General features: G+C 50.2%; 16 protein-coding genes. 13 read left to right on the forward strand and 3 right to left on the reverse strand.

Annotated elements, in window-relative coordinates:
* Positions 1 to 15 precede the first annotated feature (15 nt).
* A complete protein-coding gene (locus A7983_RS13265; protein ID WP_005975679.1) occupies positions 16 to 1,260 on the forward strand; it encodes a pyridoxal-phosphate-dependent aminotransferase family protein in 1,245 nt (414 codons plus the stop codon).
* The gene (gene hpxK, locus A7983_RS13270) at positions 1,257 to 2,546 is read left to right on the forward strand and encodes an allantoate amidohydrolase (protein ID WP_005975681.1); all 1,290 of its coding nucleotides are present in this window, start codon (positions 1,257 to 1,259) and stop codon (positions 2,544 to 2,546) included. The genes A7983_RS13265 and hpxK overlap by 4 nt, the downstream gene beginning before the upstream one ends.
* Before the next feature lie 52 nt (positions 2,547 to 2,598).
* On the opposite strand, the gene A7983_RS13275 is transcribed toward hpxK, so the two are convergent.
* Positions 2,599 to 3,936 (reverse strand): aminotransferase class III-fold pyridoxal phosphate-dependent enzyme, encoded by a 1,338-nt coding sequence (locus A7983_RS13275; RefSeq protein WP_005975683.1) that lies wholly within the window; start codon positions 3,934 to 3,936, stop codon positions 2,599 to 2,601.
* A 406-nt stretch (positions 3,937 to 4,342) separates the two neighbouring features.
* Between A7983_RS13275 and A7983_RS13280 the strand changes: the two genes are divergently transcribed.
* The 3 genes from A7983_RS13280 (at position 4,343) to A7983_RS13290 (ending at position 8,914) form a co-directional block, all read left to right on the forward strand.
* Positions 4,343 to 5,281: a sulfonate ABC transporter substrate-binding protein gene (locus A7983_RS13280; protein ID WP_005975685.1), complete on the forward strand. Its 939-nt coding sequence runs from the start codon at positions 4,343 to 4,345 to the stop codon at positions 5,279 to 5,281.
* Between the two features lie 152 nt (positions 5,282 to 5,433).
* Positions 5,434 to 7,914, forward strand: coding sequence for a (2S)-3-sulfopropanediol dehydratase (hpsG, locus tag A7983_RS13285; protein ID WP_005975687.1), 2,481 nt, complete (start codon positions 5,434 to 5,436; stop codon positions 7,912 to 7,914).
* Between the two features lie 49 nt (positions 7,915 to 7,963).
* Positions 7,964 to 8,914 carry a glycyl-radical enzyme activating protein gene (locus A7983_RS13290; protein WP_039477742.1) on the forward strand — a complete coding sequence of 317 codons (951 nt, stop codon included), beginning with the start codon at positions 7,964 to 7,966 and terminating at the stop codon, positions 8,912 to 8,914.
* Between the two features lie 48 nt (positions 8,915 to 8,962).
* On the opposite strand, the gene A7983_RS13295 is transcribed toward A7983_RS13290, so the two are convergent.
* Together A7983_RS13295 and A7983_RS13300 are read right to left on the reverse strand one after the other, a co-directional pair.
* A complete protein-coding gene (locus A7983_RS13295) occupies positions 8,963 to 9,730 on the reverse strand; it encodes an amidohydrolase (protein ID WP_005975691.1) in 768 nt (255 codons plus the stop codon).
* Positions 9,718 to 10,875 carry a pyridoxal phosphate-dependent aminotransferase gene (locus A7983_RS13300; protein ID WP_005975693.1) on the reverse strand — a complete coding sequence of 386 codons (1,158 nt, stop codon included), beginning with the start codon at positions 10,873 to 10,875 and terminating at the stop codon, positions 9,718 to 9,720. Before A7983_RS13300 ends, A7983_RS13295 begins: the two co-directional genes overlap by 13 nt.
* A gap of 185 nt (positions 10,876 to 11,060) precedes the next feature.
* Here A7983_RS13300 and A7983_RS13305 point away from each other — a divergent pair, with 185 nt between their 5' ends.
* From A7983_RS13305 to A7983_RS13340, 8 genes are all read left to right on the forward strand, one after another.
* Positions 11,061 to 11,678 (forward strand): methylthioribulose 1-phosphate dehydratase, encoded by a 618-nt coding sequence (locus tag A7983_RS13305; RefSeq protein WP_005975695.1) that lies wholly within the window; start codon positions 11,061 to 11,063, stop codon positions 11,676 to 11,678.
* A complete protein-coding gene (gene mtnC, locus A7983_RS13310) occupies positions 11,675 to 12,364 on the forward strand; it encodes an acireductone synthase (protein ID WP_005975697.1) in 690 nt (229 codons plus the stop codon). Before A7983_RS13305 ends, mtnC begins: the two co-directional genes overlap by 4 nt.
* Entirely contained in the window at positions 12,361 to 12,906 is a 546-nt protein-coding gene (locus tag A7983_RS13315) for a 1,2-dihydroxy-3-keto-5-methylthiopentene dioxygenase (RefSeq protein ID WP_005975699.1), read from the forward strand. Before mtnC ends, A7983_RS13315 begins: the two co-directional genes overlap by 4 nt.
* 537 nt (positions 12,907 to 13,443) lie before the next feature.
* On the forward strand, positions 13,444 to 15,411 hold the full coding sequence (gene tssI / locus A7983_RS13320) for a type VI secretion system Vgr family protein (protein ID WP_005975701.1): 1,968 nt from the start codon (positions 13,444 to 13,446) through the stop codon (positions 15,409 to 15,411).
* Complete coding sequence (locus tag A7983_RS13325) at positions 15,404 to 16,216, forward strand: DUF4123 domain-containing protein (RefSeq protein WP_005975703.1); 813 nt, start codon at positions 15,404 to 15,406, stop codon at positions 16,214 to 16,216. Before tssI ends, A7983_RS13325 begins: the two co-directional genes overlap by 8 nt.
* 9 nt (positions 16,217 to 16,225) lie before the next feature.
* A complete protein-coding gene (locus A7983_RS13330) occupies positions 16,226 to 17,839 on the forward strand; it encodes a hypothetical protein (RefSeq protein WP_005975705.1) in 1,614 nt (537 codons plus the stop codon).
* On the forward strand, positions 17,790 to 18,728 hold the full coding sequence (locus tag A7983_RS13335; protein ID WP_005975707.1) for a hypothetical protein: 939 nt from the start codon (positions 17,790 to 17,792) through the stop codon (positions 18,726 to 18,728). Before A7983_RS13330 ends, A7983_RS13335 begins: the two co-directional genes overlap by 50 nt.
* A 145-nt stretch (positions 18,729 to 18,873) precedes the next feature.
* On the forward strand, positions 18,874 to 19,809 hold the full coding sequence (locus tag A7983_RS13340) for a hypothetical protein (protein WP_005975708.1): 936 nt from the start codon (positions 18,874 to 18,876) through the stop codon (positions 19,807 to 19,809).
* The last annotated feature ends 155 nt before the right edge of the window (positions 19,810 to 19,964 follow it).

Genomic DNA, 19,964 nt, shown 5'->3' on the forward strand with positions numbered 1-19,964 from the left:
TCTGGAGCAATAACCATGAGCAGCGAACTGTACGCGCAAATTAATCCCCCTCATCGTTTACTGATGGGGCCGGGGCCGATCAATGCCGATCCGCGCGTATTACGGGCAATGGCCAGCCAGTTAGTTGGCCAGTATGACCCCGCGATGACCCATTATATGAATCAGGTCATGGCGCTCTATCGTCAGCTTTTCCACACGGAAAACCGCTGGACGATGCTGGTGGACGGTACCTCACGTGCGGGCATCGAAGCGATCCTGCTGTCGGCGATCCGCCCTGGCGATAAGGTGCTGGTGCCGGTATTTGGTCGTTTTGGTCATTTACTGTGTGAGATTGCCCGCCGCTGTCGTGCCGAGGTTCATATCATTGAAGTGCCATGGGGTGAGGTGTTCTCGCCTGACCAGATCGAAGAGGCGATCAAAGCGGTGCGTCCGCGCCTGTTGCTGACGGTGCAGGGCGATACGTCGACCACGATGTTGCAGCCGCTGGAGGAACTGGGCGAGATTTGCCGCCGCCACGGCGTGCTGTTCTATACCGATGCCACGGCGTCTTTTGGCGGTAATCCGCTGGAAACCGATAAATGGGGTTTGGATGCCGTTTCCGCTGGATTGCAGAAGTGTCTGGGCGGGCCGTCTGGCAGCTCACCGATCACGTTAAGTCCGCAGATGGAAGCCGTGATCCGTCGTCGTAAATGCGTCGAGCAAGGGATCAGAACCGACGCGCATCAGGACGGTGACGACGAGATGATCTATTCCAATTATTTCGATCTGGGCATGGTGATGGATTACTGGGGGCCGGAGCGCCTGAATCACCATACCGAAGCGACAAGCATGTTGTTTGCTGCACGTGAGTGCGCGCGAGTGATCCTCGAAGAAGGGCTGGATCGCAGCATTGTCCGCCATGCGTTACATGGTAATGCGCTGGTAGCAGGGATTCAGGGGATGGGGCTGGAAACCTTTGGCGATCTCAGCCACAAAATGAATAACGTACTGGGCGTGGTGATTCCTGACGGTGTCCACGGCGAGCAGGTACGTAAGCTGCTGTTGGAGGATTTCGCGATTGAGATCGGCACCTCGTTTGGCCCGCTTCAGGGCAAAATCTGGCGCATTGGCACTATGGGTTACAACGCACGCAAAGACTGCGTGATGCAAACATTAACGGCGCTGGAGGCGGTGCTGAATCGTCTTGGCTTCCGCACCGTACAGGGCGAAGCCATGCAGGCCGCCTGGAACAGCTATGCGGCGAACGAGGAGCATGCATGAGTAAAATTTTGATGTCGCCTTTTGCTGTACAGACTGCCGCTGAACTGATTATGTCGCGCTGCGATACGCTGGCTGAAATTAGCGAAACGTCCGGTCAACTGACCCGCGTTTACCTATCGCTGGAGCACCTACGTGCCAATAGGCTGGTGGGGGAGTGGATGCACGAAGCCGGGATGAACGTCTGGCAGGATAGCGTGGGCAATATTTGCGGCCGCTATGACGGACTGACGCCGGATGCACCGGCGCTGCTGTTGGGGTCGCATCTGGATACGGTACGCAATGCCGGACGCTATGACGGCATGCTGGGCGTATTAACCGCGATTGAAGTGGTACGCGCATTTCATCAACAGGGAATTCGGCTGCCCGTGGCGCTGGAAATTGTCGGTTTTGGCGATGAGGAAGGTACGCGTTTTGGCATTACCCTGCTGGGCAGTCGCGGTTTGACGGGCACCTGGCCGGAAAACTGGCTGGCGTGTGAGGATGCCGAAGGCACCAGCGTGGCGCAGGCATTGACGATTGCGGGGCTTGATCCACTTCAGGTGGTGCAGGCCGCGCGCCCGGTCAGTGATATCGTCGCCTATCTGGAATTGCACATTGAGCAGGGGCCGTGTCTGGAACAGCAGGATCTGGCGCTGGGCGTGGTGACGGCGATTAACGGGGCGCGGCGGCTTAACTGCATGTTTCTCGGTCTGGCGGGGCACGCAGGAACGGTGCCGATGACGCAGCGGCAGGATGCGCTGGCGGCGGCCGCTGACTGGATGGCGCAGGCAGAACGGGTGACGCGAGAAAGCGATCCTCATCTGGTCGCAACGTTTGGCACGCTACAATGTTTACCGGGCGCGGCGAACGTCATCCCCGGTGAAGTGAAGCTGACGCTGGATATTCGCGGGCCGGAGGATACGCCGCTGGATGCGTTGCTGCAAAAACTCCTGACGTTGGCACAGGCTATCGCGCACCAGCGCGGCTGCCAGTTCAGCGCCGAAGAGTATTATCGTATTGCAGCAACACGCTGCGATCCCGCGTTGCAGTCGGCATTAAACGAGGCGGTGACGCAGGTACAGGGAAAAACGCTCATGCTGCCGAGCGGCGCAGGGCATGATGCCATCGCCATCGCCGAACGTTGGCCAGTAGCGATGCTCTTTGTCCGCTGTCGTAGCGGCATCAGCCACCATCCCGATGAGTCCGTTATTACGGCAGATGTGGCGCTGGCATTACGTGCGCTGGGAAATATGATATTAGCGTATAACGATAACGGTGATTTAGTTTCATCTTTCTCATCGAAATAAGCCAATCGGTATTTTGAATACAGTTTTCGGTATTCAATGCTTTGTCATTATTTCATTGGGCGATGCGTTCTTCGCTGAGCACCTCGCGGAGAATAGAGAAAAGATCGTCAATATAGGCAGGGGTCGACACCAGTATTGGGGCAACAATTAAGGTGTCGCCAGTAGATTTTAGGTGTAGCCCGCGTTCAAATAATTTTTTCTGTAACAGATAACCGCGCTGCCCTACCTTCTCTGTGGGGCGCAGATCGATACCACCTAACAGCCCAAATCCACGAATATCGCTAATAATCGGTAATTCTCGTAGTTCAAATAATTTATCAAGAAAATAAGGGGTTAGTTTTTCGCCGTTGGCAAAAACGTTCTCTCCCTGATACAAACGCAAAGTGGCGAGTGCTGCCGCGCAGGCTGCCGGGTGAGCACTCCAGGTGTAACCGTGAAAAAATTCAATTTCCTGTTCGCCTGCGGCGTCAATAATTTGATCGTAAATACGACGATCGACGGCGACAGCGGCCATAGGCTGTGTGCCGTTGGTCAGCGCCTTGGCAAGGGTAATAATGTCTGGGCGGATAGAAAATGTTTGGCTGGCGAATGCCTTGCCGGTTCGTCCGAATCCGCAAATCACTTCATCCATAATCAGCAGAATGTCATAGCGATCGCACAGTAGCCGGATACGTTCAAGATAGCCTTTGGGCGGAACCAATACGCCAGTAGAGCCCGCGATAGGTTCGATCACGCAGGCCGCGATATTTTCAGCGCCATGTAATTCAATCAGACGTTGCAGATCGTCTGCCAGATAGTCGCCGTGTTCAGGTTGACCCCGTTGATAACGGTTCTCCTCCAGCCAGGTATGGCGTAGGTGAACAACCTGCGGCCAGCTACCTGCGAACTGTCGACGGTTGTTGGTTAGCCCGCTCAATGCGACGCCACCAAAGTTGACGCCGTGATAAGCGCGTTCACGGGATATAAACAGCTTACGTGAACTCTGTTTACGGGCTCGCTGGTAGGCAAGTGCGACTTTCAGGGCGCTGTCGATCGCTTCTGAACCGGAATTTACAAAAAATAGGCGGTCAAGCTGTGGGGGAAGAATTTTCGCCAACTCGTTCGCGGTTTCAAATGCCAAAGGATGGCTGCGATAAAAGCTGGGACTGTAGTCCAGAGTCATAAATTGCTGATAAACCGCATCGGCAATTTCCTGGCGACGATGACCTAAGGCAGAAGTAAACAAACCAGAGACACCGTCTAGTATGCGATTCCCTATGTTGTCCTGATAATAAAACCCATCAGCTTGAGTAAATAATTTCGGGTCCTGGCGGAAATCTCCGTTTGGTGTAAAAGGAAGCCAGAAGTTGTCATTAATGATATTACGAAGATCTTTCCGTTGTTTAGTCATGGCGAGTTACCTGATAATGTTTGGGTATTTAGCTTTTTCGCAGGACTTACGGTGAGCCATTTTTTCGGATTAATACACGGAGTATTTCCTGAAAATAATATATTTCATAAATTTATTGCTAATGTAAAAGATGATATTTTTCTTTTTTATTGCATATTTTTAATATGATAAATATAAAGTGTTTCAGCATGAGTGATTTAGGAGGAATACTATATATTTTGGTTTTTTATTATATTTAATTTCTTTTGGTTAACTTGTTTTGGTGTTTTTTTTAACGTCTCATTAATAATTATTGCTGCGTGGCGCGTTAGACAAATAATCGATATTTTTATCAATAACTGATATTTCATAACACCGTTAGATAAAGGCTAGGATGCATTATTCCTTCTGACTCTATGGTGTGTTTATGATCGGTTTTTTTCGTTACAGCTTCATTTTCATTGCGTCGCTGGCACTTCCTGCGGTGGCCTATTCTGCCGATGTAGTACGGATCGGATATCAAAAGTCGGCGACAACGTTAGTATTACTAAAAGAAGAAGGTTCTCTGGAAAATAGGTTACGTTCACAAGGCGTTAAAGTGGAGTGGACACAGTTTCCCGGTGGACCTCAACTGCTGGAAGGGCTGAATATTGGTGCGATTGATTTTGGCTTCACGGGAGAAACACCGCCAGTATTCGCTCAGGCGGCAAATGCTAATTTGGTTTATGTCGCCAATGAACCCGCTTCCCCGACGGCGGAAGCGATCCTGGTACTTAAGGATTCGCCGCTGAACTCAGTGGCACAGCTAAAAGGGAAAAAAGTCGCCTTAAATAAAGGCTCTAACGTTCACTACTTATTAGTACGGGCGTTGTATGAAGCTGGCCTGCAATATAGCGATATTACACCCGTTTATTTACCCCCCGCGGACGCGCGTGCTGCATTTGAAAATGGCAGCGTCGATGCCTGGGTTATCTGGGATCCTTTCAGTGCCGCGGCAGAAAAACAGATCCATGCTCGGGTGCTGCGCGATGGGCGTGGGATTGTTGATAATTACCAGTTTTATCTGGCAAGGCGCGATTTTGCTGACAAGCATCCACATATCATCACTGCGCTAATCGAGGAGGTTCGTCTGATTGGCAAGAAAGCCGTCGATTCTCCGGAAGAGGTTGCCCGTCAGATCGCCCCCTTGTTAGGGCTTCCGGCCAATATCGCCCAGCTTGCCGTTGAGAGGCAGGGCTATGATGCACAGTTTATTTCGCCTGAAGCGATTGCCAGCCAGCAGCGTATCGCCGATACCTTTGTTGGCCTGAAATTGATTCCGAAAAAGCTGGATATCAAGCAAGCGGTATGGATTCCACCTCAATGACGCATGGCTCTCTATAGACGTGATTACGGTCGGCTTTGGCACGGATGATCATCTTATGGCAAGGGAAGGCATGACCGGATTATTTTTTAATCGGCACGAGGTGCGTGTTGATCAAGATACTGATCTTGAAATAAATATTATGGGGTGCATGAATGAGCCAGAGCGCAACGGTGTTGAGTCCGCAGGAGTCTCGTCTTCTGCAAAACGGTGATGTACCGCGGAATAAAAAGCTGAGTAGAACCGATACGATATTGGAACAAATTCAGCAGGGAAGACCCAGTATTGACGTAGAGCGTGCTCGCTATTTCACCGAGTCGATGCGTGTGACTGAAGGGCAAATGCTGATCCTACGCTGGGCTAAGGCGATGTATCATATTGCCGAGAACATTACGGTCTATATCGATGATCAACAACTGATCGTCGGGCGAGCAGGGAAGCAGGGACGTTACGGTATTCTGTATCCTGAGTTGGATGGCGATTTTCTTGATGCCGCTATCAGCCAGCTTCCCCTACGCCAGGAGTCCCCGTTTACTATTGATGAAAGGGACTGCGCCGTAATCCACGACGAGATTTCCCCCTATTGGCAGGGGAAAACGTACCATGAACATTTATCGCAGGCATTGCCGGAAGAAACGTTGCGCCTGACCTACGATCCAGCAGATCGCCAGACTTCGCGATTTATCGTCAATGAAACCTCTTCCTTTCGTTCATCTATACAATGGGTGCATGATTATGAAAAGGTCTTACAGCGAGGCTTTAAAGGGATTCGGCAGGACGCAGAGCAACGTCTGGCAGAACTTGATCCGTTTAATCCTGTTGAAAGCATGGAGAAAGCGCCATTTTTACAGGCGATTATTATCGCCGCCGACGCGATCGTACTGTGGGCTAAACGCCATGCACAGCTTGCCAAAGAATTAGCGGAAAAAGAACGTAATCCCCAGCGACAGTTGGAGTTGTTGGATATTGCCGAGCGTTGTGAATGGGTGCCGGAAAATCCAGCGCGGGATTTCCGCGATGCGCTGCAAGCACAGTGGTTTACCCAACTTTTTTCTCGTCTGGAGCAGAAGACCGGTACGATTATTTCCAATGGTCGTATGGATCAATATCTCTTTCCTTACTATCAGCGGGATATTGAACGGGGCGTGCTGGACGACGAACAGGCATTGGAGTGGTTGTCCTGCATGTGGGTTGCGATGGCGCAGTTCGTCGACTTGTATATCTCACCCACAGGCGGTGCTTTTAATGAGGGCTACGCACACTGGGAAGCGGTGACAATCGGTGGGCAGACGCCGGAAGGGATGGATGCCACCAATGCTTTATCCCATCTGTTTCTACGCTCTAAGCGCGAGTTCCCTTTGCATTATCCCGATCTGGCAGCACGTATTCATAATCGGACTCCCGCACATTTCCTCCACGATATTGCGGAGACGATTAAAGAAGGCACAGGCTTTCCAAAATTGATTAATGATGAAGAAGTCGTTCCCTTGTTGTTGTCCAAGGGGGCCGATTTTTCTCAGGCCTATGATTATGCGGTTTCAGGTTGTGCCGAGTGCAGGATGCCAAACCTCGACACTTATACCAGCCCTTGTGCTTACATCAACTTTCCTGCCGCGTTAGAAATGACGCTTTATAACGGTAGGATGCAGCGTCACGGTACAGAGTTGCTTGGTTTGGAAACGGGCGATCCGCGCGATTTCTCCTCATGGGACGATTTCTGGCAGGCATACATCAAACAGCATAATAATTTTCTCCGCCATGCGTTTATCCAGCAAAAGATCATTATCGATTTGCGTGCTAAACATTTCGCCTGGCCGCTGGGATCGGCATTACATGATTTGTCGATGGCTGCCTGTAAAGATATTCACCAGCCAGTGATTGAAGGCGGGATTGATTTAGGCTATTTCGAGTTTATGGGTTATGGAACGGTCATTGATTCGCTGGCGGCCATTAAAAAATTGGTTTACGAAGATCGGCGTATCACTATGTCCCAGTTGTTAGAGGCGCTGGAAGATAATTTTACGCATCATCAGGTGTTGCGCGCGCTGCTGGCTAGTGCGCCAAAATATGGTAACAACGACCCTTATGCCGATGCGATTGGTAAGACCCTGGATAAAGTCTGCCTGGATTTTACCCGCAAATATTCAAAAACGCTTGGTGTACATCTTGACCTCAGATTGGTGCCTTTCACTTCCCATGTGCCGTTTGGCAAAGTGGTACATGCCACACCAAATGGTCGTAAAGCCTGGATGCCGCTGTCTGATGGGTCCTCTGCCTCGCAGGGATGTGATGCAAAAGGGCCGACGGCGGTGCTGCTGTCTAATTACCAGACCAAGAATTATCAGTTTAGCGAACGAGCGGCTCGTTTGCTGAATATCAAGTTCACGCCATCGATTGTTGCTGGCGAGGAAGGAACGCGTAAATTATGCGATCTAATCCGTTCCTGGTGCGACCTAAAATTATGGCATGTGCAGTTTAACGTGATTAACCGAGAAACGCTGCTGGCTGCAAAAGCCGACCCTGAACGTTATCGTGGGTTGATTGTGCGTATCGCGGGTTACAGCGCTTATTTCACCGATCTGTCACCGGATCTACAGGATGATCTGATCGCCCGAACTGGGCATGAAATGTTTTAGGCGGTGAGTGTTGAGGGGAAATAACTGCGGTGCTGTCGAATTAAGTGCGATGAGTGAATCGCTACTTCATTCCGAAATACTGACGGGCTGGGTATTCAATACCCAGCGTTATTCTCTGCATGACGGTGTGGGTATCCGTACTGTGGTGTTTCTGAAAGGCTGCCCGCTACGCTGTGAGTGGTGCAGCAATCCAGAATCCCAGAGCGGCAAGCCAGAAATCGCTGTTGATGTTCGTAAATGTCTGGGCGGTACGATCTGTGGTTTGTGTGAGTCCCAGTGCCAGACGGCGGCGCTTAGCTATACACCAACCGGAGAGATATGCCTCGATCGCCACCGCTGTTCCAACTGTCTGGCGTGCACAACCCACTGTCCAACGCAGGCTTTGCATGGTTTTGGCGAGCAGATGTCGGTGCGCCAGGTTCTGGATATCGTCGAGTCTGATAGCATTTTTTATCGGCGTTCGGGTGGGGGATTAACGCTGAGCGGTGGCGAACCGTTGATGCAAGGGGCATTTACGCTGGCGCTATTGAAGGAGGCGAGAAGAAGGCGGGTCAATACGTTATTGGAAACCTGCGGTGATGGAAATTGGTCTGATTTATGTCAGATAGCCAATTACACTGACGCCATTTATTTCGATGTGAAGAGTTTGAATGACGAGCAGCATCGACGGTTCACACGGCGTGGCAACCGGCGCATCCTGAATAATTTACAACAGTTACGGCAAGCGTTCCCTCACTTACCTATTCATGTTCGTACACCGCTGATCCCAAGGTTTAATGCTAACTGGGATGATATTCAAGCGATCCTTGATTTCGTTTTACCTCTGCCTCAGGTTAGTTACGAAATCTTGCCGTATCACCGTTTAGGTCGCGACAAATACCGTCTGCTGGGGCGAGACTATTTTCCAGCAGAACAACGGCTTTGTGACGAGGTGGGTGCCGATATTATTCAGCAAGCCAAAACTCGCTGCGGTGAGCGTTATGGTGCGCCGATGGCATGATGGTGTCGCCGAATACCGCCGCGTTAGCGGCGATCGTCAGGAAAATGCTTACAGCGTAAACCGATCGGCATCGCGCCACGCAGGGAAGGATTCCCGATAGCTTTGCAGCGCTTCCAGCGATAGCTCAGCATCCAGACGGGCGGGCTGGTTGGGGGCGGCAGAAGCCAGAATTTCCCCTTGAGCGTTAATGATCAGGCTATCGCCACGGTAGCTGTGGCCGTTGCCGTCGGTGCCAACGCGGTTGCAGCCCGCAACATAGGCCTGATTCTCAATAGCGCGTGCCGCCAGCAGCGTCTGCCAGTGTGCTGCACGTGGAGCAGGCCAGTTGGCAACATACAGCGCCAGATCGTAGTCCTGCCGATTGCGCGACCACACGGGAAAACGCAGGTCGTAGCAGATCATTGGGCAGATGCGCCAGCCGCGCCACTCAAGGGTGAGCCGCTCCGTACCCGCCTGATAGTGCTGGTGTTCATCCGCCATGCGGAACAGGTGGCGTTTATCGTAGTGATGCACCTCGCCATGCGGATCGACCAGCAGGAAACGGTTCACCGCGCCTTTTGGCGTATTCACCGCGACGCTGCCGCCGATCAGCGCATTGGTCTTTTTCGCCCATTGGCGTAGCCACGCCTCGACGACTGATTGCTCCAGACTGCCTCTGGCGGCTTCCATCGCAAAGCCGGTGGTGAACATCTCTGGTAACACAATGACATCACGACCGCTCATCTCCTCCAATAAGGTATCGAAGTGGCGCAGGTTGGCTTCTCCATCGCGCCAGACGAGTGGCTGTTGCAGCAAGGTAATCTTTAAAGTCGACATAAACGCTCCGCAGCGGCATCCAACGTTGCTTCCTGTTTAGCAAAGCATAGCCGAATCAACGTATGTGGGAACGGATCGGCGCAAAAGACGGAGAGCGGAATGGCGGCCACGCCAACGTGCTCGGTCAGCCAGCGGCAGAAACTGACATCATCCAGAGCGGAAATCGCCCGATAGTCCGCCAGCAGGAAGTAGGTTCCTTCACAGGGCAAAATCTCAAAACGGCTGCCCGCCAGCGCATTGATGAAGCGATCGCGACGTGCGCGGTAAAAATCGGGTAGTTCGCGCCAGTGTTGCGGTTGCTCACGCAGCATATCGGCAATCGCAAACTGCGCGGGCGTGTTGACGGAGAACGTCAGATATTGGTGAACCTTACGGACTTCCGCGCTTAAGGCGGCTGGTGCGACGCAATAACCGACTTTCCAGCCGGTCATGTGGAACGTTTTACCGAACGAGGAAACGGCAATCGCGCGTTGGCGCAGTGAGGGATGGGCCAGCACGCTGGCGTGCCCGTCGCTGTCGAAACAGATGTGTTCGTAGACTTCATCGCTCAGCACGAAGATGTTACGTGCGGCAATCGCCTGCCACAACTGCTCAAAATCTGCTTTCTGCCAGACGGTGGCAGACGGATTGTGCGGCGTGTTCAGAATCACCAGCCGCGTGCGATCGCTCAGTAGGTCGGCAAAATGTGACCAATCCACGCGAAACGTCGGTGGCTGCAAGGCGATGCGCTTGAGTACGCCGCCAGCCAGCGTAACGGCTGGTGCGTAGCTGTCATAGCTGGGATCGAAACAAATCACTTCGTCGCCGGGGCGAACCAGTGCAGCAATAGCGGCAAACAGCGCTTCAGTTGCCCCTGCGGTGACGGTCACCTCACTATCGGCATCCGGTCGCCAGCCGTACAGTTCTTCCGTTTTTTCGGCAATGGCCTGACGCAACGGTGCAACGCCGGTCATTGGTGCGTATTGGTTTGCGCCCTGACTGACGTGATACGCCAGCCGCTGTTGTAAATAATCCGGGCCGTCAAAATCAGGGAAACCTTGTGATAGATTGATGGCCTGATGCTGTTGGGCCAGCGCACTCATCTGGGTAAAGATGGTGGTGCCTAGTGAAGGCAGTTTACTGTCGGGGATCAGAGCGGCGCTCATAGCGGGTAGGACTCCTGCAAGCCTGTATTGCTGGTAATATAACATGCTGTTAGTATTTGGCAATCAAGACGCTTGGACGTTTAAACGGCTAAATGCCTTTGTGTACTAAGACATAACGAAAGCATCTATGTTTCAAAAAAAGCCCCAAAAATTTCTAGAAAAACGGACCAAAAACGGGAAGCCTCATGACTGAAAATCAACAATTGACGGCGCTGCTTGCGGCCTGCCACTGGATAGGTGAGAAGGGCTGGTGTCCGGCGACGGGCGGTAATATGTCCGTGCGGCTTGATGACGCGCAGTGCCTGATTACTGAATCGGGTAAAGATAAAGGCAGCCTTCAGGCTGAGGATTTCCTGCTGGTGGAGATTGCTACAAACCATGTGCCGAGCGGCCGCACGCCATCGGCAGAAACGGGGCTGCACACGCTGCTGTACCGTCGTGAGCCAACCATTGGTGCGGTGCTGCATACCCACTCGGTGAACGCTACTGTGCTGTCTCGGGTAGAGAAGGGTGCTGAACTGGTGCTGCACGGCTACGAAATGCAAAAATCGCTGGCGGGGCAGACCACTCATTTGGATCGCGTGGCGATCCCGATTTTCGATAACGATCAGGATATTCCGGCGCTGGCGCAGCGAGTAACCGAGTACGCCAGCCACACGCCGCTACGCTACGGTTTTCTGGTGCGTGGCCACGGCCTTTATTGCTGGGGCGCAACGGTGAAAGACGCGCGCCGTCATCTGGAAGGATTAGAGTTCCTGTTTCAGTGCGAATTGCAGCGCCGACTGCTGGAGGCGAAAGCATGATTACCGCAATTGTGACGGATATTGAAGGCACGACCAGCGACATCCGTTTTGTTCACAGCGTGCTGTTTCCTTATGCCCGTGAGCGGTTGGCCGACACGGTGCGACAGTTCGGTAGCGATCCTGAGATTGCGCAGGCGTTGAACGCGCTGCGTCAGGAGTTGGGTCAGCCTGATGCAGATAGCGACACACTGATTACCGCGCTGAACCAGTTTATGGATGAAGATCGTAAATCTACGGCACTGAAGCAGCTACAAGGCATTATCTGGCGCGCGGGCTATCGTAATGGTGATTTTCAGGGGCATCTGTACCCTGAAGTGGCAGAACAGCTCGCCGCGTGGCAGCAGCAAGGTCTTCGCTTGTATGTTTACTCATCAGGCTCGGTAGAAGCGCAGCAACTGCTGTTCGGTTACAGCAACGCGGGTGACCTGCGACCGCTGTTTAGCGACTATTTTGATACTCGCGTCGGTGCGAAGCGAGAGACGGATTCTTATCGCACGATTGCGCAAGCCATTGGGTTGCCTACTGAGCAACTGTTGTTCCTATCGGACATTCGTCAGGAGCTGGATGCCGCGCAGGAAGCCGGTTGGCATACCTGCCAGCTTATTCGTGATGATGCAGATAACGTAAGCCGTCACCGTCAGGTGGCACGTTTTGACCAGATCGACTTACCGGAGTACGCCCAATGAGTGGATTAACCATTTTTAGCGACAGCGATGCAAGCCAGCCGATTTGGCAAAGTCAGGACGCCGAGGCGATTCAGAAACAGTTGAATGATATCGGCGTGCGTTTTGAGCGCTGGGAAGCTAGCCAGAAGCTGAGTGATGCGCCGTCGTCCGAGGAAGTGCTGGCAGTCTATCAGCATGAAATCGATAAGCTGGTGGCAGAAAAAGGCTATCAAAGCTGGGATGTGATCAGTATGCGTTCGGATAACCCGCAGCGTGTGGAGCTGCGCACCAAGTTTTTATCCGAGCATGTCCATCACGAAGATGAAGTGCGCTTTTTTGTCGAAGGCGCGGGGCTGTTCTGCCTGCATTTGAACGGCAAGATTTACCAGATTCTGTGTGAGAAGAACGATCTGCTATCTGTGCCCGCAGGCACGGCGCACTGGTTTGATATGGGACCGAAACCGCACTTCACCGCCATCCGCCTGTTTGATAACCCGGAAGGCTGGGTCGCCCATTTTACTGGCGACAAGATCGCAGATGCGTATCCGAAGTTGGAGCGTTAATACGCAGGTGTTTGACCCCTTGTTAACGCAAAGACAACGAGTATGGCGAGTATCAGTTTGAGGACCGGGGATACCCTGTCCTCAGATGATGACGTTGCTTTTAATTCTCTGGCTAATTTATTTAAATTGAAATTATTTCATTGTTAATCAATGCGTTTGCTTGTTTTTAGGCCTTTTTTTGTGCTATTGCCCTTTTGATCATTTTGCTATCCTTTACCCGTACTTTCTTTCTCAAAAGGAATAGCGTCAAGGATGTCACATGGAACGTTTTCATTATTCTGCCTACTGTCCCAGCCCCGCAACTTTCTTGTTTTCTACCGTGTGAACACGCCGAGTCTTTGCTCAACCTAAATTTTCTGCGCTTCTCTCCTGTGTGGCGTTTTATCAATGTGGTGTATTTATCAACGTGGATTGTGGTGTGGGTAGACGCAGACCACAATCCAACTATTTGATATTAAACATGACTACGGCGTGTCGCTCTGGGGATCCGGGGCGTGTGGTAGCCATGTCGGCGGAGAAGGATGAAGGAGAGGACGGATGGCCAACAGTACAGGATTGCAGTTCACCGTGAAGGTCGGTGCGTTGCCGGAAAGCACCTTTGCGGTGGTGGGTTTTCAGCTCAGCGAGGCGCTTAACCGGCCTTTCAGCCTATCGCTGAGTCTGGCGAGCGCATCGTCGGATGTGGATTTTGGCGCGGTGCTGGACCAGCCGTGCGAGCTGATGATTTGGTATGAGGGCGAGCTAAAACGCCGGGTCAGTGGGATTATCAGTGGTTTCACACAGGGCGACACCGGTTTTCGCCGCACCCGCTATCAGGCGGAGGTGCGCCCGGAGCTGTGGCGGTTGGGATTACGCACCAACGCCCGTATCTTTCAGGCCCAGAAACCGGAGGCGATTATCGGCACCCTGCTGGAAGAAGCCGGCATTACCGACTACGCCTTTTCGTTACGTCACGACCATGCTCCGCGCGAATACTGCGTGCAGTACCGGGAAAGCGATTTGGCGTTTGTCACCCGACTGGCGGCAGAGGAAGGCTTGTACTTCTTCCACGAGTTTGAGGAAGGCAAACACCGTGTCGTCTTTGCCGACGATGCGGGAGCGCTGGCTAAGGGCCCTGAGCTGTTCTTCAATTTGGCGACGCAGGGGCTGAGTGAAGGCGAATACATCCGGCGTTTCCACTATGCAGAGCGGGTGAGCACGGCAGAAGTGGAGTTGAAGGATTACAGCTTCAAGACACCGGCCTACGGGCTGTCACATAAGAAGATGAGTAGCGAATTGGATCACCAACGTGAAAGTTATCAGCATTACGACTATCCAGGACGTTATAAACAAGATCCGAGCGGCAAAGCGTTCAGCAACTACCGGCTGGATGCGCTGCGCTCTGGAGCGGTGACGAGCGAAGGGGAATCTAACTGCGCTGGCCTGATGCCGGGCCGTCGCTTCACGTTAACTGAGCATCCGAATGCGACGCTGAATACGGTGTGGCAAACGGTGAGCGTGATGCATATCGGGCAGCAACCGCAGGCGCTGGAGGAGGAAAGCGGCGGTGAGCCGACGACCATGAGCAACAGCTTTGCGGTTATCAGTGCGAAAAAAAACTGGCGGGCCGTCATGCCGTACAAACCGATGGTGGACGGCCCGCAGATTGCGAGGGTAGTGGGGCCGGCTGGCGAAGAAATCTACTGCGACAAGTACGGGAGAATCAAACTGCAATTCCCGTGGGACCGTTATGGGGCGAATAATGACCAGAGTTCCTGCTGGGTGCGGGTGAGTCAGGGCTGGGCGGGCGGCCAATACGGACTGATCGCTATCCCGCGTATCGGTCATGAAGTGATTGTTAGCTTCCTCGAAGGTGATCCTGATCAGCCGATTGTCACTGGACGTACCTTCCACGCGACAAATCCAGCGCCGTATCCGCTGCCAGCCAATAAAACACGTACCACGCTACGTTCAAAAACACACAAAGGAAAAGGCTTTAACGAACTCAGTTTTGAGGATGCGACCGATAACGAAGAGATCTTCCTTCATGCCCAGAAGAACATGGCAGTACGGGTACTGAATTCTAAAGATGAGCGAGTGGACTATAACCGAACAACCAGTATTGGGCATGATGAGGCGCTGGTGGTCGCCAATGACCGTAAGATTACGGTGGAAGGTAATCAGGATCACAAAATCACAGGCAACAATTTATCGCTGACGGAAGGCGATCGAGGCATACAGGTTAAGGGTGATTTGGCGCAGAAAATCAGCGGCGTGTTCAGCGTGGACAGCAATGGCGATCTGACGCTGCAAAGTGGCAGCAAACTGACACTCCGAGTTGGAGGCAGCTTTGTGGTTATCCACGCCGGAGGCGTTGACATCAAAGGGCCTGCTATCAACCTGAACTCAGGCGGTAGTCCAGGCGACTTGGCACTACCCGCCGATCCGGCGATATTGAAAGCGGCAGCCGCGCAGGGAACGATGTTTGTGGCGCACTGTCCGGCAAAGGAAAAAAAAGGTGAGTGAGATAACACGCTGGGCAATTGTAGATGCGGCAGCAGAACCTGAACTGTTCTCTATGTTGGAACAATTCGATCCACCCCATGCCAGTTTATACGCCGATCCGGTTCCCGAGAACATCGGGCGCTTGGCTCCGCATCTGGTGCGAGTTGACGACGCTATTTTTCAATGGCTTGAACAACGAAAAACCCCTTGGGGGATATTGCTTGAAAGCAGGGCTGATATGAAAACCCTGCGTCAGCATTTACGCAAATATCTGCATGTTCAGATCCCCAATGAAGAAAAACCGGTCTTCTTCCGTTTTTATGACCCGCGCAACATCTGGCCGCTGCTATCCGTACTTTCTGACTGGGAAAAGCATACCTTTCTCGGCCCCATTGAGGAGATAACGACGAACTGGCAAGGAACATCGCAGAGTGAAAGTTTTGCTACCCTGCGCGCAACGTTTCATGCAGGAAGTGCATCCCGGCGGAAAATAATGCGGATCTCGCCAGAGCAGATGGATGAATTAACGCTAATTTTTGAGCAACGCTATATCGAAGGTCTGGTGAGTAAAATTGAAAGTTGGGACGGAGAAAGCAGGCTGATTGATTTATCAAAAATTGGTGAAATATTTCGTTGGCTGAAACTACAGGGAATCACCGATGACAGGAGTATTCGCGGTTTATTCTCGCTGTTTCATTCCCGCGATTATCTGACACTGGAAGATATTCCTGCTGATTTTAAAAATGTCCTCTGTGCCGAAGGTAAAAAGGGCGTCTTTAAAGCAGAAGTGCTGTTACTCAGGGAATTGGGCTGTGTGCCCTTATAAGGAAAGGCTATGGTAAGTTTGACGGCGGGGTCGCCATCGTGTAATTGCGAAAATCCAGATACCTGCATTCATTCATTTTCACTTAAAGTGAAATATTGGACACATGATTACACTCAGGATGATTTTATAACAACGGTAGAAACCATTGATAAAACAGGAGAAGGTGTTCGGGTTTCATTCGGTCTGACAGGAAAGGGCTGTGTTTCACATAACCCACTGTGCCCTCATGGGATCATCTATGATTCTGAGCGCCGCCGTTCGCCCAAAGTTTTTAGTAGTGGCCTGACGAATTATGTGTGTGACTATGGGAAAGAAAAAACGGATATTTTTTCAACACATGATGCGATTGATTTCCTGAGGGAGTATGTGTTTTCAAAAGGTATCAAGGCATTGTTACCTAAGGAAATATACACCTTGCGTGTAGGACAGTGTAACGATGAGCCCTTTGTCAGCGAGTCACTACATTTTCTTAATGATATATCACAGGTATTTAGCCTACCTTCCAGAGACGCGCTTCGCTCAGAAATTGTGATTTATCCAGCGTTTAGCTGGAATATCGATGTTGCTATTGGCACCGATAAGAAGGTTACCGAGTTTACTACGCGGCAGAAAATGAAACAGGCTCGAGAGCAAAATATTGCCAATGGGAATCCGCAGCGTGGCGCTCGAGGATGGACGAGGCGGCCTAACTATGAAATAAGCGACTCTCTTGACATTGGCGGAACGTTTTCATACACGTTAGGCAGCGGTGAGCCAGAGAAGAAATATCAATCTTCAATGAAAAAAGATTTCAAGAAAAAAGGCAATACGCTTTCCTTTTTGAATAAATCGGTAAAAGCCATCGATTTTATTAGCAAGGCGCTGTCTACGGCCGAAGGCGAGAATGACAAGATCAAATTGTTGGAAACAGACATCACCTATCCGGCAGTAGAGATTAGCGCCAAGGGTGAGTTAAAAGAAGATAGTCAATCGGGCGCGGTATATATTGAAAGAGAATTGTCGCTCCGGTTAGCCCCGCTGATCGGGATAACAATGACACTGGATCTGCTTCAGGCATTTGCCGCCTGGTATCGGGCGGATGTGTTATTAGCGGCCGTTCGTGAAAAACTGATGTCTCAGCAACAGGCCTACGAGGAAGGTGGTAACGCTGCGTATTTCGGGACCAAATTTTGGCTCGTTGCGGATGGGGATCTCAACTTCTCGCTGGTATTTAAATCAGACGCCAAAAATGAGTGGGAATGGCAGAAAGACGAATCGGCAGAAGCCACACTAACATTGACTACGGAAGCCAATGTCCGTGCGGGGGTGCGTTTTTATATCGCCGAGGGGGCACTGGAAATTGGCGGAAAAGCTGTTGCAAAAGGATGCCTGGGGCTATATGCGCCGACAAAAGATCAACTGGATTTGGTACTTTACCACGAAGGAATCACGGCGAAGGTTTATGTGAATTATACGGTAGGGATGTCTTCTCGCTCGAAAGGGGGGGGGAATGATGGTACTGATATGTCGGATAGAAATTCAACTAATAAAACCTCTGGCCAAAGTAAGCAGGCTGAAAAGGAGTGGGTAATTCATGACAAATTGGAAAAATATGAATCTAAACATCGGTTTAATCTTATTTAATGTATGTGTTTTCTTTTTTCTATTAGTGACATATCCAGTTAGGGCTGATGAAATGAGTAGTGAAAAATATATTTTTTCTTTTAAAACATATAAAAGCACTTGCCTTCTTCGGGTAAATGATTTGCCTGCGATTGATAATACAGAAATGGATTCTGGAACTATATCGGCAGGATTTAACCTGACTGCATTTTTAGAAAATGGAAACAATGATATTGAACTGCTGATGGGACCACTGGATCATAAAGATCCTAAGACTCTGTATCCAGATTCATCTTGTCAGGTGATTATCACTAAAGATACGGAGACAACCAGTACCGAAATTGCCAATTTTAAACTAACTGTAAATGAAAAAGGTGAAATTACGGCGAATGATTCTGCCATGACAGCGAATAGTTCGACAGTGTTTGAAGGCTATACCAAAAATGAAAAAGACTATGGCTTCTATAAAGTCAGAGGCAGTCTTAAGGCTGCTGGTTTGCCACGCTGGTCGTGGGTCAATGCCACCCCGGTTACAGAAAGTGACCTGCAAAAAATTAAAATAGCTTATACCGATATCTGGATGATGATGAAAGATCGTGATATTGAAGGCCTGAAAAAAGTTACACAGATCTCGAATCAGGAGATGGCCTTCGCGGAAGGATCTAATACGGGGATGATGTTTATTTCTACCGATTTTCCGCAGCACGTCATCGATAAAAAACTTACCCCTCTTCCAATTGATTGGAGTAAATATAAAATAATCAAGTATCGTGATGGGCGATTATTTCGTTTAGGTGTGGGTTTTTTCCAAAACTCGCCATTAAGATTTATAAATGAGGAAGGGAAGATTGTTTTTGCTTACAGGCCTTATTTCTCAATAATAGATGGCAAGGTGACTTTGGTAAGGTGATTTAGGTTAATTATGTTGGAGTAAAAAATATTTACTCCAACGTGTTAATATACCCCGTAAAAGAATTGGCGGCTATTAGATGAAATCATAAAAATAAACACATTTTTATTATGTGCTAATGGATTAATTAACAGGGAGACTTACCGTGATTTTTAGTAGAGCGTTTTATAATCCACCTCTATTCTTATTGAAGATGGCAGCGTTTTTGCTGTTAGTGTTAGTTTTTCCAGCCAAGGCTGATGAGATGAGTAACGAAAAATATCTGTTTTCTTTTAAAACCTATAAAAGCAACTGTATTTTAAGAGTCAACGATCTTCCCGCGGCTGATAATGCCTTGATTCATTCCAAAACAATGTCGGCGGGATTTAATCTGACGGCGTTTTTAGAAAATGGAAAAAATGATATTGAGCTTCTGATGGGACCACAGAATCATAAAGATCCCAAAACGCTGTACCCTGACTCATTCTGTCAGGTGATTATCACTAAAGATACGGAGACAACCAGTACAGAAATCGCCAACTTTAAATTAACTGTGAATGAAAAAGGTGAAATTACAGCGAGTGATTCTGTCACGACAGCCAATAGTTCGACAGTATTTGAAGGCTATACCAAAAATGAAAAAGACTATGGCTTCTATAAAGTCAGAGGCAGTCTGAAGGTTGCTGGCTTGCCCCGTTGGTCGTGGGTCAATGCCACTCCAGTTACAGTAAATGACTTGCAAAAAATTAAAATAGCCTATACCGATATTTGGATGATGATGAAAGATCGTGATATTGAAGGCCTGAAAAAAATCACACAGATCTCGAACGAAGAAATGGCTTTTGCGGAAGGTGCTACCACGGGAATGATGTTTATTTCTACGGATTTCCCACAGCATGTGATTGATAAAAAACTTACTCCCGCTCCGATTGAGTGGAAGGATTATGAGCTAAAAACATATCGTGGAGGCCGCCTTTTCCGTTTGGGAGTTGGGTTCTTTCAACATTCACCACTGCAATTTAATGATTCTCAGGGTGATGCCGTTTTCAATTACAGCCCTTATTTCTCAATAATAGAGGGTAAGATGACGCTGGTGAGGTAATGGTAATATAGGGTAATTATGCTGGAGTAAGCATTCTGTTTACTCCAATCGGTTAATCTATTTATTAAATTAATCATCCTGTTATTAACCGAAGTGCTAACAAATTTGGGGGTATAATTACCTGTTGTGTTGGCACTATTATAATCATTAAGTAA

It is taken from the genome of Pectobacterium wasabiae CFBP 3304 (genome assembly GCF_001742185.1).
In the GTDB taxonomy this organism is placed as follows: Bacteria; Pseudomonadota; Gammaproteobacteria; order Enterobacterales; family Enterobacteriaceae; genus Pectobacterium; species Pectobacterium wasabiae.